Origin of the sequence: Pectobacterium aroidearum (assembly GCF_041228105.1) — a bacterium.
Classification (GTDB): domain Bacteria; phylum Pseudomonadota; class Gammaproteobacteria; order Enterobacterales; family Enterobacteriaceae; genus Pectobacterium; species Pectobacterium aroidearum.
Map to the genome: position 1 here is coordinate 778,404 of NZ_CP166097.1, position 16,505 is coordinate 794,908.

Genomic DNA, 16,505 nt, shown 5'->3' on the forward strand with positions numbered 1-16,505 from the left:
TAAACAACAATGATCAAGTCGACGGACAGAAAACTGGTAGTTGGGCTGGAAATCGGTACAGCAAAAGTGGCTGCGCTGGTAGGGGAAGTTCTGCCCGATGGCATGGTCAATATTATTGGCGTAGGCAGTTGCCCGTCACGCGGTATGGATAAAGGCGGCGTAAACGATCTGGAGTCGGTCGTTAAATGTGTTCAGCGCGCTATTGATCAGGCTGAGTTGATGGCAGACTGCCAGATCTCTTCCGTGTATCTGGCGCTATCGGGAAAACACATCAGTTGCCAGAATGAAATAGGGATGGTGCCTATTTCAGAAGAAGAGGTCACGCAGGACGACGTGGAAAGCGTGGTGCATACCGCTAAATCCGTGCGCGTGCGCGATGAACATCGTGTTCTCCATGTGATTCCACAGGAGTATGCGATCGATTATCAGGAAGGGATTAAGAACCCGGTTGGCTTATCCGGCGTGCGCATGCAGGCGAAAGTCCACCTGATAACCTGCCATAACGATATGGCGAAGAATATTGTTAAAGCCGTTGAACGCTGCGGTTTAAAAGTCGACCAGCTGATTTTCGCGGGTCTGGCTTCCAGTTATGCGGTTCTGACAGAAGACGAACGTGAGCTGGGTGTGTGCGTAGTGGATATCGGTGGCGGTACAATGGATATCGCGGTCTACACCGGCGGCGCATTGCGACACACTAAAGTGATTCCGTATGCGGGCAATGTGGTTACTAGCGATATTGCCTACGCGTTTGGTACGCCGCCGACGGACGCCGAAGCGATCAAAGTGCGCCACGGTTGCGCATTAGGCGCGATCGTTGGCAAAGATGAGAATGTGGAGGTCCCGAGCGTTGGAGGACGTCCACCCCGCAGTCTGCAAAGACAGACACTGGCGGAAGTCATTGAACCACGTTACACCGAACTTTTGAATTTGGTGAACGATGAACTTTTACAGTTGCAGGAGCAGTTGCGTCAACAAGGCGTGAAACATCATCTGGCGGCAGGGATTGTGCTGACGGGCGGTGCCGCGCAAATAGACGGTCTGGCGGCCTGTGCGCAGCGTGTGTTCCATACACAGGTGCGTATTGGACAACCAATGAATATAACAGGGCTGACGGATTATGCCCAAGAGCCTTATTACTCAACGGCGGTTGGGTTGCTGCATTACGGAAAAGAATCTCATCTGGGCGGTGAGCATGAAGTCGAAAAACGAGCCTCAGTGAGCAACTGGTTCAAACGAATCAACAGCTGGTTGAGGAAAGAATTTTAATTTTATCAAAGAGATCACCTGGCACAGTTTTATGATCTCGCAGTTACAGGCACAAACGGAGAGAAATTATGTTTGAACCAATGGAATTAACCAACGACGCGGTGATTAAAGTCATCGGCGTCGGTGGCGGCGGTGGTAATGCCGTCGAACACATGGTGCGTGAGCGCATCGAAGGCGTTGAATTCTTCGCGGTCAACACGGATGCGCAGGCATTACGTAAAACGGCTGTTGGCCAGACGATTCAGATCGGTAGCGGCATTACTAAAGGTCTGGGCGCGGGTGCTAACCCGGAAGTCGGCCGTAATTCGGCTGAAGAAGATCGCGAAGCGCTGCGTTCAGCACTGGAAGGTGCGGACATGGTGTTTATCGCCGCAGGTATGGGTGGTGGTACAGGCACCGGTGCTGCACCAGTTGTAGCCGAAGTCGCAAAAGACCTGGGTATCCTGACCGTCGCTGTGGTGACCAAGCCTTTCAACTTTGAAGGCAAAAAGCGTATGGCGTTTGCGGAGCAGGGTATCGCCGAGCTGTCTAAGCACGTCGACTCGCTGATCACCATTCCAAACGACAAATTGCTGAAAGTGCTCGGACGCGGTATTTCCCTGCTGGATGCATTTGGCGCGGCAAACGATGTGTTGAAAGGTGCGGTGCAAGGTATTGCCGAACTGATCACACGTCCGGGCCTGATGAACGTCGACTTTGCAGACGTGCGCACTGTGATGTCCGAAATGGGTTATGCCATGATGGGTTCCGGCGTTGCGCGCGGTGAAGACCGTGCAGAAGAAGCCGCTGAAATGGCAATCTCCAGCCCACTGCTGGAAGATATCGATCTGTCCGGTGCGCGCGGCGTGTTGGTCAACATCACGGCGGGCTTTGACCTGCGTCTGGATGAGTTCGAGACGGTAGGTAACACCATCCGTGCATTCGCGTCCGACAATGCGACAGTCGTAATCGGTACGTCGCTTGATCCGGAAATGAATGATGAACTGCGTGTAACGGTCGTTGCAACGGGTATCGGCATGGACAAACGTCCTGAGATTACGCTGGTGACGAACAAGCAGGCCAGCCAGCCTGTGATGGATCATCGCTATCAGCAGCACGGTATGACGCCACTGGCGCAAGAAAAACCAGCTGCCAAGGTGGTTAACGACCAAAATCCGCAGACGAATAAAGAGCCAGACTATCTGGATATCCCGGCGTTTCTGCGTAAGCAGGCAGACTAATTTGCTGCCAGATAACGTTGGAATCTCCGCTCTTTGTGCTAAACTGTGCCACCGAGCCTGGTGTATACTAGGTCGGTAGGTTCAGTAACATGCGAGATAAAATGATGATCAAACAACGTACACTAAAACGTATTGTTCAGGCGACTGGTGTCGGGTTACATACCGGCAAGAAGGTCACGTTGACCATGCGTCCTGCACCGGCAAATACCGGGGTCATCTATCGCCGCACTGACTTGAATCCCCCGGTTGATTTCCCGGCTGATGCAAAATCCGTGCGTGATACCATGCTCTGTACTTGCCTGGTTAATGAGCATGACGTGCGTATTTCTACGGTGGAGCACCTTAACGCTGCGCTTGCAGGGTTGGGCATTGACAATATTGTCATTGACGTCGATGCACCGGAAATTCCAATTATGGATGGCAGCGCCAGCCCGTTTGTTTACCTGCTGTTAGATGCGGGTATCGAAGAGTTGAATTGTGCCAAGAAATTCGTGCGTATCAAACAGCCAGTTCGTGTTGAAGATGGCGACAAGTGGGCCGAAATGAAACCGTTTAACGGCTTCAGTCTGGATTTCACTATCGACTTCAATCACCCGGCGATTGATGCGGGCAACCAGCGCTATCGTTTGGATTTCTCCGCTGATGCGTTTGTTCGCCAGATCAGCCGTGCGCGTACATTCGGCTTCATGCGCGATATCGAATACTTGCAGTCTCGTGGGTTGTGCCTGGGCGGCAGTATGGATTGTGCCATCGTCGTTGACGATTACCGCGTACTGAACGAAGACGGTCTGCGTTTTGAAGATGAGTTTGTCCGCCATAAAATGCTGGATGCTATCGGTGACCTATTTATGTGTGGTTACAACATCATCGGTGCGTTTTCTGCGTTTAAATCCGGCCATGCTCTGAACAACAAACTGTTGCAGGCTGTGTTGGCAAATCAGGAAGCGTGGGAATACGTGACCTTTGAAGACGAAGCTGAAATGCCGTTGGCGTTTAAAGCACCGTCTATCGTGCTGGCGTAACGCTTAACGTCGTTACTTCTTATTACGACTGGTTTTACTGGTACTCTCTCCGGCCAGTGAAGCCAGTCGTTCTAATATCTTTCCGAGTTTTTCCGGGCTATTTCCTGCCAACGTCCTCAATGTCTCCGCACTTTGTTCGCTCAACTGACGCAGCGGTTTATCATCGGTATTTTCCGGCGCTGAAATGTCACTATTTTTCACGATTTCATGCCCTTTTGCGGCAAGCGTTGGATTAATCCTGATGTCGATTGAAGCCAATGATGGTAGTATTTGTGCGCGTAATGCAGAGAGCAGCGCAGGTTGTTCGTAACGTAACCGCATCAGCCAACTGGCGTTAGCGGTTTCCAGTATCAGTAAACCTTGCCGGTAATTAGCGACGCGGCACCATGGGTGCAACGGTGCAGGCAGTAATCCGCGCACGGCACGGTTAAGTTTTAATAAGGCGATAGCGCGCTGTTGCACATCTTGTAGCGGGCCTTTACCCGACTTAGATGCGCTATCAAACAGAAATTCCAGTGATTGTGGGCGGCTATCACGCATAGACCTGGCTCCGGTGGATGTTACTCGTGATTGGTATTCTAAATCGTTGGCGACAATTTGGCAGACGTTATTTCTGGCCGCATCTCTTATTAGGGATGGTCGCGGCGAGTCTTGGTCTGCCGACAAGCCTGAACGACTCACAGGACATCACTTCACTCCCCAATTCAAGCTCCAGCGTTAGTCGCCAGAATAACGTATCGCTGAGCCTTACCGATCTAGTCGCACTGAAAGAAGCGCATCGACGCTCATCCTACAGCGTAGATTATTGGCATCAGCATGCGATCCGTACGGTAATTCGCCACCTTTCTTTTGCCTTGACGACGCCACAAACGGTCAATGCCCAGCAGGCTGACGAACTAGAACCTCATTCTCTGGTTTTGTTGGATACGTTAAATGCGTTGCTGACGCAGGATTCCCAGTATCCCCTTGTGATCTCCCCCCATGCTGGGCGAGTCATTTTTTATCCCCAAGCTCATCATCAAGTCGGCATCTGGCTTGCTCAAATCCGCGGCATCCGCGCAGGGCCTTCTCTTCTCAGTTGAACGTGTAATGGATAATTAGCTGAAGAAATTTCTCCCGTTTTTCACTGAGTTTCTCAGATTTTCGATGTTGTGTTGCCACTGGATACGTGGCACTTGTGAGATTAAAAATTATTATGGTCATGAATATCCTAACCAAAATTTTTGGTAGCCGTAACGATCGTACGCTGCGCCGTATGCGTAAAAATGTTGACGTCATCAATCGCTTAGAACCTGAAATGGAAAAGCTGTCGGATGAGGAACTGCAAGCGAAAACGCTGGAGTTTCGTGTTCGTCTGGAAAAAGGTGAGTCGCTGGAGAACCTGCTGCCGGAAGCCTTCGCTGTCGTACGTGAATCCAGTAAGCGTGTATTTGGCATGCGCCACTTCGATGTGCAGCTTATCGGCGGTATGGTACTGAACGAGCGTTGCATTGCGGAGATGCGTACTGGTGAAGGTAAAACGTTGACGGCAACGCTGCCTGCCTACCTGAATGCGCTGACTGGCCGCGGCGTACACGTGGTTACCGTGAACGACTATCTGGCACAGCGTGATGCCGAAAATAACCGTCCATTGTTTGAATTCCTTGGCCTGAGCGTTGGTATCAACCTGCCGGGAATGCCTGCGCCGGCGAAGCGCGAAGCCTATGCTGCTGATATCACCTACGGTACCAATAACGAATACGGTTTTGACTACCTGCGTGACAACATGGCATTCAGCCCGGAAGAACGCGTGCAGCGTAAATTGTACTACGCGCTGGTGGATGAGGTTGACTCCATCCTGATCGATGAAGCACGTACGCCGCTGATTATTTCCGGCCCGGCTGAAGATAGCTCCGAGCTGTATATCAGCGTTAACAAAATTATCCCTCACCTGATCCGTCAGGAGAAAGAAGATTCGGATACCTTCCACGGCGAAGGCCACTTCTCTGTTGATGAAAAAGCGCGTCAGGTTAACCTCACCGAGCGTGGCCTGGTTCTGGTCGAAGAATTGCTGGTGAAAGAAGGCATTATGGAAGAAGGGGAATCACTGTATTCCCCAACGAACATCATGCTGATGCACCATGTGACCGCCGCGTTGCGTGCGCATGTGTTGTTTACCCGCGATGTTGATTACATTGTGAAAGACGGTGAAGTGATCATCGTTGACGAACACACGGGCCGTACTATGCAGGGGCGTCGCTGGTCCGATGGTCTGCATCAGGCGGTGGAAGCAAAAGAGAAGGTAACGATTCAGAATGAAAACCAGACGCTGGCTTCCATTACCTTCCAGAACTACTTCCGCCTGTATGAAAAACTGGCGGGGATGACCGGTACGGCAGATACTGAAGCGTTCGAATTCAGCTCTATCTACAAGCTGGATACCATTGTGGTGCCGACCAACCGTCCGATGATTCGTAAAGACTTGCCTGATCTGGTCTACATGACTGAGCAGGAAAAAATCGATGCCATCATTGAAGATATCAAAGAGCGTTCAGTAAAAGGTCAGCCGATTCTGGTTGGTACAATCTCCATCGAGAAATCCGAAGTGGTTTCTCATGCGCTGGAAAAAGCGGGCATCAAACATAATGTGTTGAATGCCAAATTCCACGCCATGGAAGCTGATATTGTTGCTCAGGCGGGTCAGGCTGGTGCGGTGACCATCGCGACCAACATGGCCGGTCGTGGTACGGATATCGTCCTGGGGGGGAGCTGGCAGGCGGAAGTGGCGCTTCTGGAAAACCCGAATGATGAGCAAATTGCAGAAATCAAAGCGGCCTGGAAAGTTCGTCATGATGCTGTTCTGGCGGCGGGTGGTTTACACATTATTGGTACAGAGCGCCATGAGTCTCGCCGTATCGATAACCAGCTGCGTGGCCGTTCCGGTCGTCAGGGGGATGCGGGTTCATCACGCTTCTATCTGTCGATGGAAGATGCGTTGATGCGTATTTTCGCCTCCGATCGTGTTTCCAATATGATGCGTAAACTGGGCATGAAGCCGGGTGAAGCCATTGAGCACCCGTGGGTCACCAAGGCAATTGCTAACGCCCAGCGCAAAGTGGAAAGCCGCAACTTTGATATTCGTAAGCAATTGCTGGAATACGATGATGTGGCGAACGACCAGCGTCGTGCGATCTATACACAGCGTAACGAACTGCTGGATGTATCTGATATCAGTGAAACCATCACCAGCATTCGTGAAGATGTATTCAAAGCGACTATCGACAGCTATATTCCACCGGAATCACTGGAAGAAATGTGGGATACGGAAGGCTTGGAACAACGCCTGAAGAACGACTTCGATCTGGATATGCCTATCAAGGCGTGGCTGGATAAAGAGCCTGAACTGCACGAAGAAACGCTGCGTGAGCGTATTTTCCAGCAGGCGCTTGAGGTTTATCATCGCAAAGAAGAAGTGGTCGGCAGCGAAGTCATGCGCAACTTCGAAAAAGGCGTCATGTTGCAGACGCTGGATTCTTTGTGGAAAGAGCATCTGGCCGCAATGGATTATCTGCGTCAGGGCATCCATCTGCGTGGCTATGCACAGAAAGATCCGAAGCAGGAATATAAGCGTGAGTCGTTCTCTATGTTTGCTGCGATGTTGGAATCACTGAAATATGAAGTGATCAGCACGCTGAGCAAAGTCCAGGTGAGAATGCCGGAAGAGATCGAAGCACTGGAGCAGCAGCGCCGTGAAGAAGCCGAACGTTTGGCACGGCAACAGCAGTTGAGCCATCAGGAAGAAGATAGCCTGAACACCGGTTCACCGGCGCAGGCAGATCGTAAAATTGGACGTAACGATCCTTGTCCATGTGGTTCAGGCAAGAAATATAAGCAGTGCCACGGCCGTTTACAGAAATAATTGGCCGCTGAAATCAGCGAATAAAATGTCATAAGTGCAAAGGAAAGGCGGTCATTGACCGCCTTTTACTTGATAAGAACCTGATAGGAAGTGTCATGACGCAAAAACAGTTATCCGTCGCGGTAGGCATCATCCGCAATGCTGAACAGCAATATTTCATTGCTCGTCGCCCTGATGGCGTTCATATGGCAGGGATGTGGGAGTTTCCCGGTGGGAAAATTGAAGAGGGGGAAACGCCAGAACAAGCGTTGATTCGTGAACTGCGTGAAGAAACGGGCATCGATGCTAGCGCACCGCAGTCGCTAAACAACAAAACGTTTTCTACGCCGGAAAGAATTATTACGCTTCATTTCTTCCTGGTTGAAATGTGGCAGGGTGAACCCTATGGTCGGGAAGGTCAGGAATCTCGCTGGGTGAGCGTAGAAGAATTACGTGAGGAAGAATTTCCGCCAGCGAATGCGGAGATGATCCGCTGGCTGAAATCGCTTTAATCTAGCCTTACTTTTTCCTGTCTGAAAATCCCTGCCTGAAAACGATAGTGGCGAAACGTGGTTGTTACCGCGTTTCGCTCCAGTCTTCACTATCAGACACCATATCATCACTTGGAATACGCTTTTCCTCATCAGCCCATTCACCTAAATCGATGAGCTGACAACGCTTGCTGCAAAATGGGCGATAGATGCTGGTTTCATCCCAGACGACCGCCTGCTTGCAGGTTGGGCACTTCACCGTCGTAATCTCTGTTGTCATAAAATTCTTTTCACTCTATTTGGTGCTTAACTCGTTTTCGTTTATCTGAGCTAAGTCTAGCAGCAGGCCAGTTCAAACGTTAAACGAGGCGGAATATGGCCATTTTCGCTATCTAATGGCAGGAAACGGATGGCGTAACGTGTTTTATGGCCGGATATCTGTGGGTAGAGCTGGTGGGCCTGTTCAAGACGGAGGCGCAGCAGATCGGCATCGGAGGCATTGTCCTGAAAGAACCCGTTCAGGCTGATCTGCGGGCGGAATATACCAGAGTGGCGGATCAGTTCCAGGATCATATCCAGCGCTTGTTTGAGCGGAGACAGAGAGCTAAGCCAGCCAGAAACCAGTTTCTCACGGAGTTCCTGAGGCTGGTGCAGCCAACTATGTAGCGTTGGTAAATCGAAACTGCAACACCCGCCGGGAATGCCGAGCCGCTGCCGCACCATGCCAATTAGGCGATCTTCCCGTAAGAACTGCCCCATCCGCGGTGCCGCCATCAGCGTGCTGGCCAGATCTTTCAATTGGCGCCTTAACGTATGGATGCGTTCCATGTCTACGCCGGGCACATCGCTCCACTGCAGTAGCTTTTGCTGTTGTCGCTCCAGCTCTTTCAGCAGTTCAGTACGCACATCTCCACGTTCCAGCACATCAAGCAACTCGGCGATAGCACGAAAAAATGTCAGTGCGCTTCCCATATCGGTCAGGGAGTGGTTTTGATGCAACTGCTGTAATAATGATTCGATACGCAACCAGGTACGTGTTTTTTCGTTCAGCGGGTATTCGAATAAAATGGTTGAGGGGGCGTCACTCATTATTAGTCATCCTGTCGGCTGCGGAGGCGGCTAGCTCAAGGTAATGGCGGTGTAATTTCGCAACCTGTTGTGCCAGCTCGCTTGGGCATCGACTGTTATCAATAATATCATTGGCATAAGCCAGGCGCTGTTCTCGGGTAGCCTGTGCTGCCAGTATGTTTTCTGCTTGCTGTCGACTGATACCATCGCGGGCCAGCGTGCGTTCAAGCTGTGTGTCTCTGTCTACATCAACGACCAGAATACGCTGCGCTCGCTGTTGTAAACTGTTCTCCACCAGTAGGGGGACGACCCATAGAATGTACGGTGCGGATGCAGCCTGAAACTGGGCCTGTGTTTCCTGATGGATCAACGGGTGGAGTAAATTATTCAGCCACTGTTTTTCCTCTGGCGAGGAAAAAATCCGTTGGCGTAGTGCAGTACGGTTCAATGAACCATCGGTATTGAGTATAGCGTCGCCAAACCGGAGCCTGATGGCATCCAGCGCGGGTTTCCCAGGCTCGACTACCTGACGTGCGATGATATCCGCGTCAACGATAGTGGCCCCTAATTTGGCAAATTCATCGGCTACGGTGCTTTTGCCGCTGCCGATACCGCCCGTTAAGGCTACGATGTATGTCATTGCACCCGTGTTGAAAAGTTAACATTGCTACTATTTTCAAGGAAGAGGAATACCTTCCCATTCCCCTGAAGTCAATCAGGCATAAACCGCAGTTTGCTTCACGCTATCACTTTGCTCGGTGATAGGTAAATTTCTCTGATTTTATCCCAAATAAAGTGAAAATCGCAGTCTTGCCGCAGGATTATTACTGCGTATGATAACGTCACTGGTAAAGGGCATTATTTTTTCAGAAATGATTATACCCGTCATACTTCAAGCTGCATGTGTGTTGACTTCCCTTACTTACCCCAGTCACTTACTTGAGTAAGTTCCTGGGGATTCGTGCGGTCGCCGCCTGCCTGCAACTCGAATTATTTAGGGTATCGCCCAGTAACGATACTGAGCATTCCGCCGTCACTAACCAGGAACTCGAACCTCATGCGTATTGAAGAAGATTTAAAGTTAGGCTTTAAAGACGTTCTCATCCGGCCAAAGCGTTCGACGCTGAAAAGCCGCTCCGACGTTGAACTGGAACGTCAATTCACCTTCCTCCATGCCGGCGGCAACTGGTCCGGTGTACCGATTATCGCGGCCAATATGGATACCGTGGGTACGTTTAGTATGGCGGAAGCTCTTGCCTCTTTTGATGTGCTGACGGCCGTCCATAAACACTACTCTGTCGAGCAATGGTCCCAGTTCGTGCAACGTGTACCAGCATCGGTACTGCGCCATGTCATGGTTTCGACTGGGACGTCTGACGCTGATTTCGTCAAGTTAAAGCAGATTCTTGCGCTGTCATCTGAGCTGAAATTTATCTGTATCGATGTGGCAAATGGCTACTCTGAACACTTTGTGACTTTCCTGCAAAAAGCGCGTGAGGCCTGCCCAGACAAGGTTATCTGTGCTGGGAACGTCGTGACTGGCGAAATGGTGGAAGAACTGATCCTCTCCGGTGCGGACATCGTGAAAGTTGGTATTGGCCCCGGTTCTGTCTGTACGACACGGGTTAAAACGGGGGTTGGCTATCCTCAACTTTCCGCAGTGATTGAATGTGCCGATGCGGCACATGGCCTTGGTGGGCAAATCGTGAGCGACGGCGGTTGTGCCATGCCGGGTGATGTAGCGAAAGCCTTTGGTGGCGGAGCCGATTTTGTCATGTTGGGCGGTATGCTGGCAGGGCATGATGAATGTGAAGGAACCATCGTTGAAGAAAACGGTGAAAAGATGATGCTGTTCTACGGCATGAGTTCCGCATCTGCGATGGAGCGTCACGTCGGCGGTGTGGCGGAGTACCGTGCTGCAGAAGGAAAAACCGTGAAGCTGCCACTGCGCGGTCCGGTAGACAATACCGTCCGCGATATTCTTGGCGGCCTGCGTTCGGCCTGTACTTATGTCGGTGCATCCCGTTTGAAAGAGCTAACGAAGCGTACAACGTTTATCCGCGTGGCCGAGCAGGAAAACCGTATTTTTAACGGATAGTTGCTGTTGTTCCACGCCATCTTTCTGCCGCTAATGGTAGTAGGTGGCGTGTAGCTTTTTGTTTTTTATATGGTATTGGTCGGTTCAGGCTCCGGCCAATACATTTCCCAACTGGAAGATAGGCAAGTACATGCCAACCACCAGTGCTCCGACCATCCCCCCGACGATCATCATCAGCAGCGGTTCCAGCGTTTGAGTCAGCATGTCAGCCTGCTGTTGTACCCGTCCTTCATGCCATTCCGCCAATTGTGTAAAGATCGCATCCAACGCCCCGGTTTCTTCTCCAACTCGAATCAACTGCGGGCAGGGTGCAGGGAACAGCGTGTCATGATGCTGTGTGGCATGGTAGAGCGACGTGCCCTGATGTAGCTGTGCCTGTATCTGTTGAATCGCATTCTGATACAGCGGGTGGCGGATTGTCGCTGCGGCATCCAGCCCTTCAGGCAGCGTCAAACCGGCCTGTTGTGTCATAGACAGAATAGTGAATATCTGGTTCAGCGACTTACCGCGTAGCAGGCTGGATACGATGGGAAGCTTCAATAGCCATTCCTGTTCTCTGGTTTTCCATAGGGGCTTTTTCTGCCTCAAACGGACGTATCCCACTATCAGACAACTAAGACACAGCAACCCAACGAAACCATCGTCAGCGATGACCTCTGCCAGAGAAATCAACTGCCGGGTAAACCACGGTAATGGTGTATCAAATGAGGAGTAGAGCGTCGCAAATTCGGGCAGAACCAGCGTCAACATCATCATGCTGACCAACACCGCGATTGCCAAAACAAAGCAGGGGTAACGTAGTGCTTTGATGACTTTTTGTTGCAGTTTGGATTGCTTTTCTTGCTGCTGGGCGAGCTGTAGGCAGCATGTATCCAGCTTCCCGGTTAACTCGCCAACGGCAATGAGGGAATGATACAGAACGGGAAAGATATGCGGATATTCCTGTAATGCCTCAGAGAGCGAATTTCCCTGAGCAACGCGGGTACGAACATCCCGTAATACGCAGCGCCAACCGGGGCGCTCATGCTGTTCCGACACCAGTTTTAATGCTTCCAGCAGTGGTAACCCAGCGTGTAACAGGGCTGCAAGCTGCTTGATTAACTCGCCTAGCTGTTCACGTTTCCAATAACGAAGCGGCAAGTAATCGCCAGCTTTTACGATGAGCGGCTGGTAGCCCTGAGCAATCAGGCTGGCATAGGCATGCTGGCGTTGTGTACTAATGAGCTCTCCGTCGGCAAATTCGCCCTCGGACGTAATAGCCTGCCAGTGATACAAACGTGCTAGTCTCATTGCGCCTCCTGATTCATAGCGTGTTCATCGCCCACAACACGATAGACTTCAGCGAGGGAGGTCAGGCCGTCGTTGACCAACTCGAGACCCGCAGCCAACAACGTTGGGAAACCTGAATGGCGAGACAGTACAGATAATTCCCCTGCGCTGGCATTGCCCGCTAGCGCTGCCTGAAAATCTGGCGTGATGGGAAGTAATTCATAGATCGCGACGCGGCCATAGTAGCCAGAGAAACAGTGGCTACAGCCGCGGGCTTGCCAATGGTGCAGTGGCCCTTGCCATATGTCGTTTGGCAGAGAAAGTAGTGATTCTCCCGGCGTTTTACAGTGTGGACATAACCGACGTACAAGGCGTTGTGCGATGATGAGCTTTAGCGCCGCAGCTAGCAGATAGCCGGGGATGCCCAGGTGACTGAGTCGGGTTAGCGTTTCTACGGCAGAGTTGGTATGCAACGTGGACATGACCAAATGACCGGTTTGTGCGGCTTTGACCGCAATTTCTGCGGTTTCGGCATCGCGGATTTCTCCGATCATAATCACGTCGGGATCCTGACGTAGCAGCGCACGTAACACTCGGCCAAATTCCAACTCGGCTTTAGGATTGATTGCCGTTTGGTTGATACCCTGCAAGGGGATCTCGACGGGATCTTCTACGCTACAGATATTGCGACTGCTATCGTTCAGCCAGCGTATCGCGCTGTAAAGCGTGACCGTTTTTCCACTGCCTGTCGGACCCGTAACTAACAGCATCCCCTGTGAGGCGCTCAGCACGTGAATCACCTGCTGTAATGCTTTTGCGGTAAGCCCAAGTTTATCTAGCACCAGCTCCTGCTGGTGCGTTTGCAAAATACGCAACACCACTTTTTCTCCCTGCTGTACAGGGAGCGTAGCGATACGTAACGAATAGGTTTGTTGATCCAGCATCAGGCTGAACTGGCCGTCTTGCGGCAATCGTCGTTCGGCGATGTTTAACTTACCCATGATTTTCAGCCGCGCGGTAATACGGTTTGTCAGTTCGTGAGGCGGTGCGGATATTGCCTGTAACACGCCATCAATGCGTAGCCGTACGCGATAGTTGTCCAGTAAGGGCTCAAAGTGAATATCCGAGGCGCGTCGCTGAACCGCGAGACGCAACGTTTGATGGATAAATTGTGCAACGGGGGAGTCGTCGTCATGCTCTTGTTGCCCGGTGCCGTTGTTATAAATGCTGGTATGGTAAGTCTCTGTGGGTTCGGCAACGGCATTCACGGGGTTAAGCTGCTGTTCCATTCTGGCCTGCGGCCATTGCTCCACCATAATGCGGCGATTGCTGGCAAAACGCAGCGCGGCAATCATCTCCGCCGAAGGGGAGGTTGTGACTGCAACCGACAGTGTTTGTTCATCGAGGTTAAGCAGTAATGCCTGATAACGTCGGCACAGCGTCTGTAGTTCGCTGAGCGTATGCTCGGAGGAGAAGGACGAGTCTGTCATGATTAACCTGCCGTGTTATCGAAACGGAAAACGTCCTGACAGGTGGCTTGCAGGCTTTCTGCGCCGTTATCTGTGGCACAGTTTTTCGTCCAGCGTGAGGCGCCGGTTTCGCTATCCCACGTTGGCGTCAGAATAACGCGTAGCCCTTGCAGAGTGGATTGTCCGGTCAGCGTAATTACTCCTTGGGCGACGCTAACGGCACTGACATAGCGTGAAGATTTGCTGCCCGGAATCCCCTGATTTCCTGCGCTACAGGCGGTAAAAGCGGCATTTTCCAGCCCGCAGAGATCGACGGGTGTTTTATAAGACACCATGGTTTGCAGCATGTCCGTCAATGCCGCTTTTTGCAGATAGCCCTGATAGGCGGGAACGCCAATGGCGCTGAGGATGGCGACGATCGCAATGACGATCATCAGTTCAATCAGTGTGAATCCTTGTTGTGTGGTCATGTTGATTTCCCTGTTGTGGCGCATAAATATGGTGGCGCATAAATACATACGGACGGCTGGCAGAATAGAAAAGGGAATGAAAGCTGGCGAGCGGGGAAAATGAAAATAGGAAAGCGCTACGATATGTTTTTAGTCATTTGCAGAGGCGTGAAAAATTTTTGCGGACAGGTACGCATTATTCACATTATCAGGACAGAAAGTCCGGGCAGAGTAGGAAGGGCGTATTGGTACGGTGTGATGGGAAGATGAGATAAATAAGCGAGAACGAGGTGCGAAAGGGCACCCCGTCGGAAGAAAAAGAGAACGCTTAAATAAAGCGCATGGATAAATCCAGCGCCTGTACGTGCTTGGTTAACGCCCCCACCGAGATATAATCCACGCCGGTTTCTGCATAGCCACGCAGCGTGTCGAGGGTGACATTACCGGATATCTCCAGTAGTGCGCGGCCTTGTGTGGTGTTAACGGCTTCCCGGATGTTATCCAGACTGAAATTATCCAGCATGATGATATCGGCACCTGCGTCCAGCGCCTGCTGTAATTCATCCAGCGATTCGACTTCAACTTCTACCGGAACATCATTGCGCAGAAACTGTGCTTTTTCGACCGCATTTTTGATTGAGCCAGCGGCGATGATATGGTTTTCCTTAATCAGAAAAGCATCGGATAGGCCGAGCCGATGGTTATCTCCACCACCGCATGATACGGCGTATTTCAGTGCGGTTCGCAGTCCTGGCAGCGTTTTACGTGTATCCAGCAGCCGAGTGCGCGTTCCCTGCAATACCGCGACATAGCGGCTGACTTCCGTTGCGACGCCAGACAGCGTTTGCAGGAAATTTAGCGCCGTGCGCTCGCCAGTCAGAAGCTGTTTGGCTGGCCCCGTAATCTCACATAGCGTTTGGTTGGGGGTGATGGCATCGCCATCGGCGACGTGCCAGACGATCGTTGTTGTGTTGCCCAATTGAGAAAAGACTTCTTCAAGCCAACGCGCACCGCAGAAGATACCCGCTTCACGCGTGATAATGCGTGCGCTGACGGTCTCGTCGTCGGGTAACAGAAGCGCGGTAATGTCTTGATTGGCATCGACGATGCCACCTAAATCTTCACGCAAGGCCAGTTGCACGCTGGCGGGGATATCTTGTGCAATACGAGCGAGCAAGGTTTTTTGACGTTGTTCCTGACTGTAGCGACGCGTTGACATGACAAACTCCGAAGGGGGGATTCGGAGGTCTATGCTACCTTGTTTATATCAGGACATCCAGAATGAATATTTATTAAAATTCAATGTTTTACTTTCATTTTCCTTTGCGGCGAACATCCGTGGTCGCCGTAAAGGGTATACGGCTTTAGAAGTTATAACCGACGACCAGGTAGTATCCCCAGCCGGTAGATTTCACTTCAAACGGACCTTTGCCGAAATTGAGTTCTGCGCCATCAGCCCATTGGCCGCCGTTGTGGAAATAACGTGCGACGAAAGAGTAGTGCCAGTGGTCGTAGCCCAGCGCCAGAATATGGCTGGAGGCAATAGAGTTGTTGGTACGGCTTGCATTTGATTTATCACGCAGCTCTGAACCAAAATCGAAATTGGTGAAGCTGATATACGAGACGTTGCCGCCCAGCAGAGAGCCCAGTGGGTAAGAGTATTTCACTTTTACGCGGTAGCCGTCCCACTCGTTTTCGTTCGCTGCGCCGTAGTTTTGCCATTGGTATTTGGCATAGCCGTTCACTGACAGAGACAGGTCGGTGCCGGTATCAATATCGGTGCCTAACCCCATGTACCAGGTGCTCTGGCGTGAACCGCTGTTGCGACCCTGATCGTAAATAACGTTATTGGCGATGTACCACTCTTTAAACGGACCAAAGCTGAGGTCAGTTCCCGTCAGTTTATCAATGGAGAAGCGTGGTTCGATCTCGACAAACAGAGGAGAGCCTTTGTCCCAAATACCGCGGCTAGCGGGATCGCCACCAAAAAACTTCGGCGCATCGGCGTAACCGTAGAAATCGAACCAGTCTTTACGTGCAAACGCTTCGTATTCCAGATAGGTCGTGCTGTTTAGTTGCGGTCCAAAACGCGTGTGGGCGCTGCCGACGACGTTAATACTCTGGTGCCACCAGTCGGAGAGGTATTCGGCTTTATTGCTGTCGGCAAGGGCAGGCATTGAGCATGACAGTGCGAGCAAGGCGCCTGCGGCGAAAGTTTTTTTCATCTTAAGTACCATAGTGTTAGAGATGTCATTGACGTCGTGCGTAAGAGCGCG

The 16,505-nt window shown here is 51.4% G+C and carries 16 protein-coding genes; 7 read left to right on the forward strand and 9 right to left on the reverse strand.

Features of this window, described 5'->3' with window-relative positions:
• Positions 1–9: 9 nt before the first annotated feature.
• From ftsA to lpxC, 3 genes are all read left to right on the forward strand, one after another.
• A complete protein-coding gene (ftsA, locus tag AB8809_RS03525) occupies positions 10–1,266 on the forward strand; it encodes a cell division protein FtsA (RefSeq protein ID WP_010298002.1) in 1,257 nt (418 codons plus the stop codon).
• 68 nt (positions 1,267–1,334) lie between these two features.
• A complete protein-coding gene (gene ftsZ, locus AB8809_RS03530; protein WP_005975217.1) occupies positions 1,335–2,486 on the forward strand; it encodes a cell division protein FtsZ in 1,152 nt (383 codons plus the stop codon).
• A 104-nt stretch (positions 2,487–2,590) separates the two neighbouring features.
• The gene (gene lpxC, locus AB8809_RS03535) at positions 2,591–3,508 is read left to right on the forward strand and encodes a UDP-3-O-acyl-N-acetylglucosamine deacetylase (protein WP_039490971.1); all 918 of its coding nucleotides are present in this window, start codon (positions 2,591–2,593) and stop codon (positions 3,506–3,508) included.
• A 12-nt stretch (positions 3,509–3,520) separates the two neighbouring features.
• Here the strand turns inward: lpxC and AB8809_RS03540 are convergent, their stop codons facing one another.
• Positions 3,521–4,048 carry a DUF721 domain-containing protein gene (locus AB8809_RS03540; RefSeq protein ID WP_181845853.1) on the reverse strand — a complete coding sequence of 176 codons (528 nt, stop codon included), beginning with the start codon at positions 4,046–4,048 and terminating at the stop codon, positions 3,521–3,523.
• Between the two features lie 26 nt (positions 4,049–4,074).
• Here AB8809_RS03540 and secM point away from each other — a divergent pair, with 26 nt between their 5' ends.
• From secM to mutT, 3 genes are all read left to right on the forward strand, one after another.
• Complete coding sequence (gene secM / locus AB8809_RS03545) at positions 4,075–4,590, forward strand: secA translation cis-regulator SecM (RefSeq protein ID WP_349854565.1); 516 nt, start codon at positions 4,075–4,077, stop codon at positions 4,588–4,590.
• 113 nt (positions 4,591–4,703) lie between these two features.
• Positions 4,704–7,406, forward strand: coding sequence for a preprotein translocase subunit SecA (gene secA / locus AB8809_RS03550; protein ID WP_180778703.1), 2,703 nt, complete (start codon positions 4,704–4,706; stop codon positions 7,404–7,406).
• A 95-nt stretch (positions 7,407–7,501) separates the two neighbouring features.
• Positions 7,502–7,897 (forward strand): 8-oxo-dGTP diphosphatase MutT, encoded by a 396-nt coding sequence (gene mutT / locus AB8809_RS03555; protein ID WP_349854564.1) that lies wholly within the window; start codon positions 7,502–7,504, stop codon positions 7,895–7,897.
• 64 nt (positions 7,898–7,961) lie between these two features.
• On the opposite strand, the gene yacG is transcribed toward mutT, so the two are convergent.
• Genes yacG through coaE form a run of 3 tightly spaced genes read right to left on the reverse strand, consistent with a single transcriptional unit; the run spans position 7,962 to position 9,584 of the window.
• Positions 7,962–8,156 carry a DNA gyrase inhibitor YacG gene (gene yacG / locus AB8809_RS03560; RefSeq protein ID WP_015841716.1) on the reverse strand — a complete coding sequence of 65 codons (195 nt, stop codon included), beginning with the start codon at positions 8,154–8,156 and terminating at the stop codon, positions 7,962–7,964.
• Between the two features lie 56 nt (positions 8,157–8,212).
• Positions 8,213–8,965 (reverse strand): cell division protein ZapD, encoded by a 753-nt coding sequence (gene zapD / locus AB8809_RS03565; RefSeq protein WP_180778518.1) that lies wholly within the window; start codon positions 8,963–8,965, stop codon positions 8,213–8,215.
• Entirely contained in the window at positions 8,958–9,584 is a 627-nt protein-coding gene (gene coaE, locus AB8809_RS03570; protein WP_225181937.1) for a dephospho-CoA kinase, read from the reverse strand. The genes zapD and coaE overlap by 8 nt, the downstream gene beginning before the upstream one ends.
• A gap of 417 nt (positions 9,585–10,001) precedes the next feature.
• Between coaE and AB8809_RS03575 the strand changes: the two genes are divergently transcribed.
• The gene (locus AB8809_RS03575; RefSeq protein ID WP_180778519.1) at positions 10,002–11,042 is read left to right on the forward strand and encodes a GMP reductase; all 1,041 of its coding nucleotides are present in this window, start codon (positions 10,002–10,004) and stop codon (positions 11,040–11,042) included.
• 84 nt (positions 11,043–11,126) lie between these two features.
• Here the strand turns inward: AB8809_RS03575 and hofC are convergent, their stop codons facing one another.
• The 5 genes from hofC to AB8809_RS03600 form a co-directional block, all read right to left on the reverse strand.
• A complete protein-coding gene (gene hofC, locus AB8809_RS03580; RefSeq protein ID WP_349854561.1) occupies positions 11,127–12,332 on the reverse strand; it encodes a protein transport protein HofC in 1,206 nt (401 codons plus the stop codon).
• On the reverse strand, positions 12,329–13,801 hold the full coding sequence (gspE, locus tag AB8809_RS03585) for a type II secretion system protein GspE (RefSeq protein WP_349854560.1): 1,473 nt from the start codon (positions 13,799–13,801) through the stop codon (positions 12,329–12,331). Before gspE ends, hofC begins: the two co-directional genes overlap by 4 nt.
• Positions 13,802–13,803: 2 nt before the next feature.
• Entirely contained in the window at positions 13,804–14,250 is a 447-nt protein-coding gene (gene ppdD / locus AB8809_RS03590) for a prepilin peptidase-dependent pilin (RefSeq protein ID WP_349854559.1), read from the reverse strand.
• A gap of 307 nt (positions 14,251–14,557) precedes the next feature.
• Positions 14,558–15,448, reverse strand: coding sequence for a carboxylating nicotinate-nucleotide diphosphorylase (gene nadC, locus AB8809_RS03595; RefSeq protein WP_349854558.1), 891 nt, complete (start codon positions 15,446–15,448; stop codon positions 14,558–14,560).
• 145 nt (positions 15,449–15,593) lie between these two features.
• Positions 15,594–16,454, reverse strand: a complete 861-nt coding sequence (locus tag AB8809_RS03600; RefSeq protein WP_181829318.1) for a nucleoside-specific channel-forming protein Tsx — start codon at positions 16,452–16,454, stop codon at positions 15,594–15,596.
• Between the last annotated feature and the right edge of the window lie 51 nt (positions 16,455–16,505).

Coding starts and splice junctions, on each gene's coding strand:
- ftsA (WP_010298002.1), top strand. CDS start 10: ATGATCAAGTCGACGGACAGAAAACTGGTAGTTGGGCTGGAAATCGGT.
- ftsZ (WP_005975217.1), top strand. CDS start 1,335: ATGTTTGAACCAATGGAATTAACCAACGACGCGGTGATTAAAGTCATC.
- lpxC (WP_039490971.1), top strand. CDS start 2,591: ATGATCAAACAACGTACACTAAAACGTATTGTTCAGGCGACTGGTGTC.
- AB8809_RS03540 (WP_181845853.1), bottom strand. CDS start 4,048: ATGCGTGATAGCCGCCCACAATCACTGGAATTTCTGTTTGATAGCGCA.
- secA (WP_180778703.1), top strand. CDS start 4,704: ATGGTCATGAATATCCTAACCAAAATTTTTGGTAGCCGTAACGATCGT.
- mutT (WP_349854564.1), top strand. CDS start 7,502: ATGACGCAAAAACAGTTATCCGTCGCGGTAGGCATCATCCGCAATGCT.
- yacG (WP_015841716.1), bottom strand. CDS start 8,156: ATGACAACAGAGATTACGACGGTGAAGTGCCCAACCTGCAAGCAGGCG.
- zapD (WP_180778518.1), bottom strand. CDS start 8,965: ATGAGTGACGCCCCCTCAACCATTTTATTCGAATACCCGCTGAACGAA.
- coaE (WP_225181937.1), bottom strand. CDS start 9,584: ATGACATACATCGTAGCCTTAACGGGCGGTATCGGCAGCGGCAAAAGC.
- AB8809_RS03575 (WP_180778519.1), top strand. CDS start 10,002: ATGCGTATTGAAGAAGATTTAAAGTTAGGCTTTAAAGACGTTCTCATC.
- hofC (WP_349854561.1), bottom strand. CDS start 12,332: ATGAGACTAGCACGTTTGTATCACTGGCAGGCTATTACGTCCGAGGGC.
- gspE (WP_349854560.1), bottom strand. CDS start 13,801: ATGACAGACTCGTCCTTCTCCTCCGAGCATACGCTCAGCGAACTACAG.
- ppdD (WP_349854559.1), bottom strand. CDS start 14,250: ATGACCACACAACAAGGATTCACACTGATTGAACTGATGATCGTCATT.
- nadC (WP_349854558.1), bottom strand. CDS start 15,448: ATGTCAACGCGTCGCTACAGTCAGGAACAACGTCAAAAAACCTTGCTC.
- AB8809_RS03600 (WP_181829318.1), bottom strand. CDS start 16,454: ATGAAAAAAACTTTCGCCGCAGGCGCCTTGCTCGCACTGTCATGCTCA.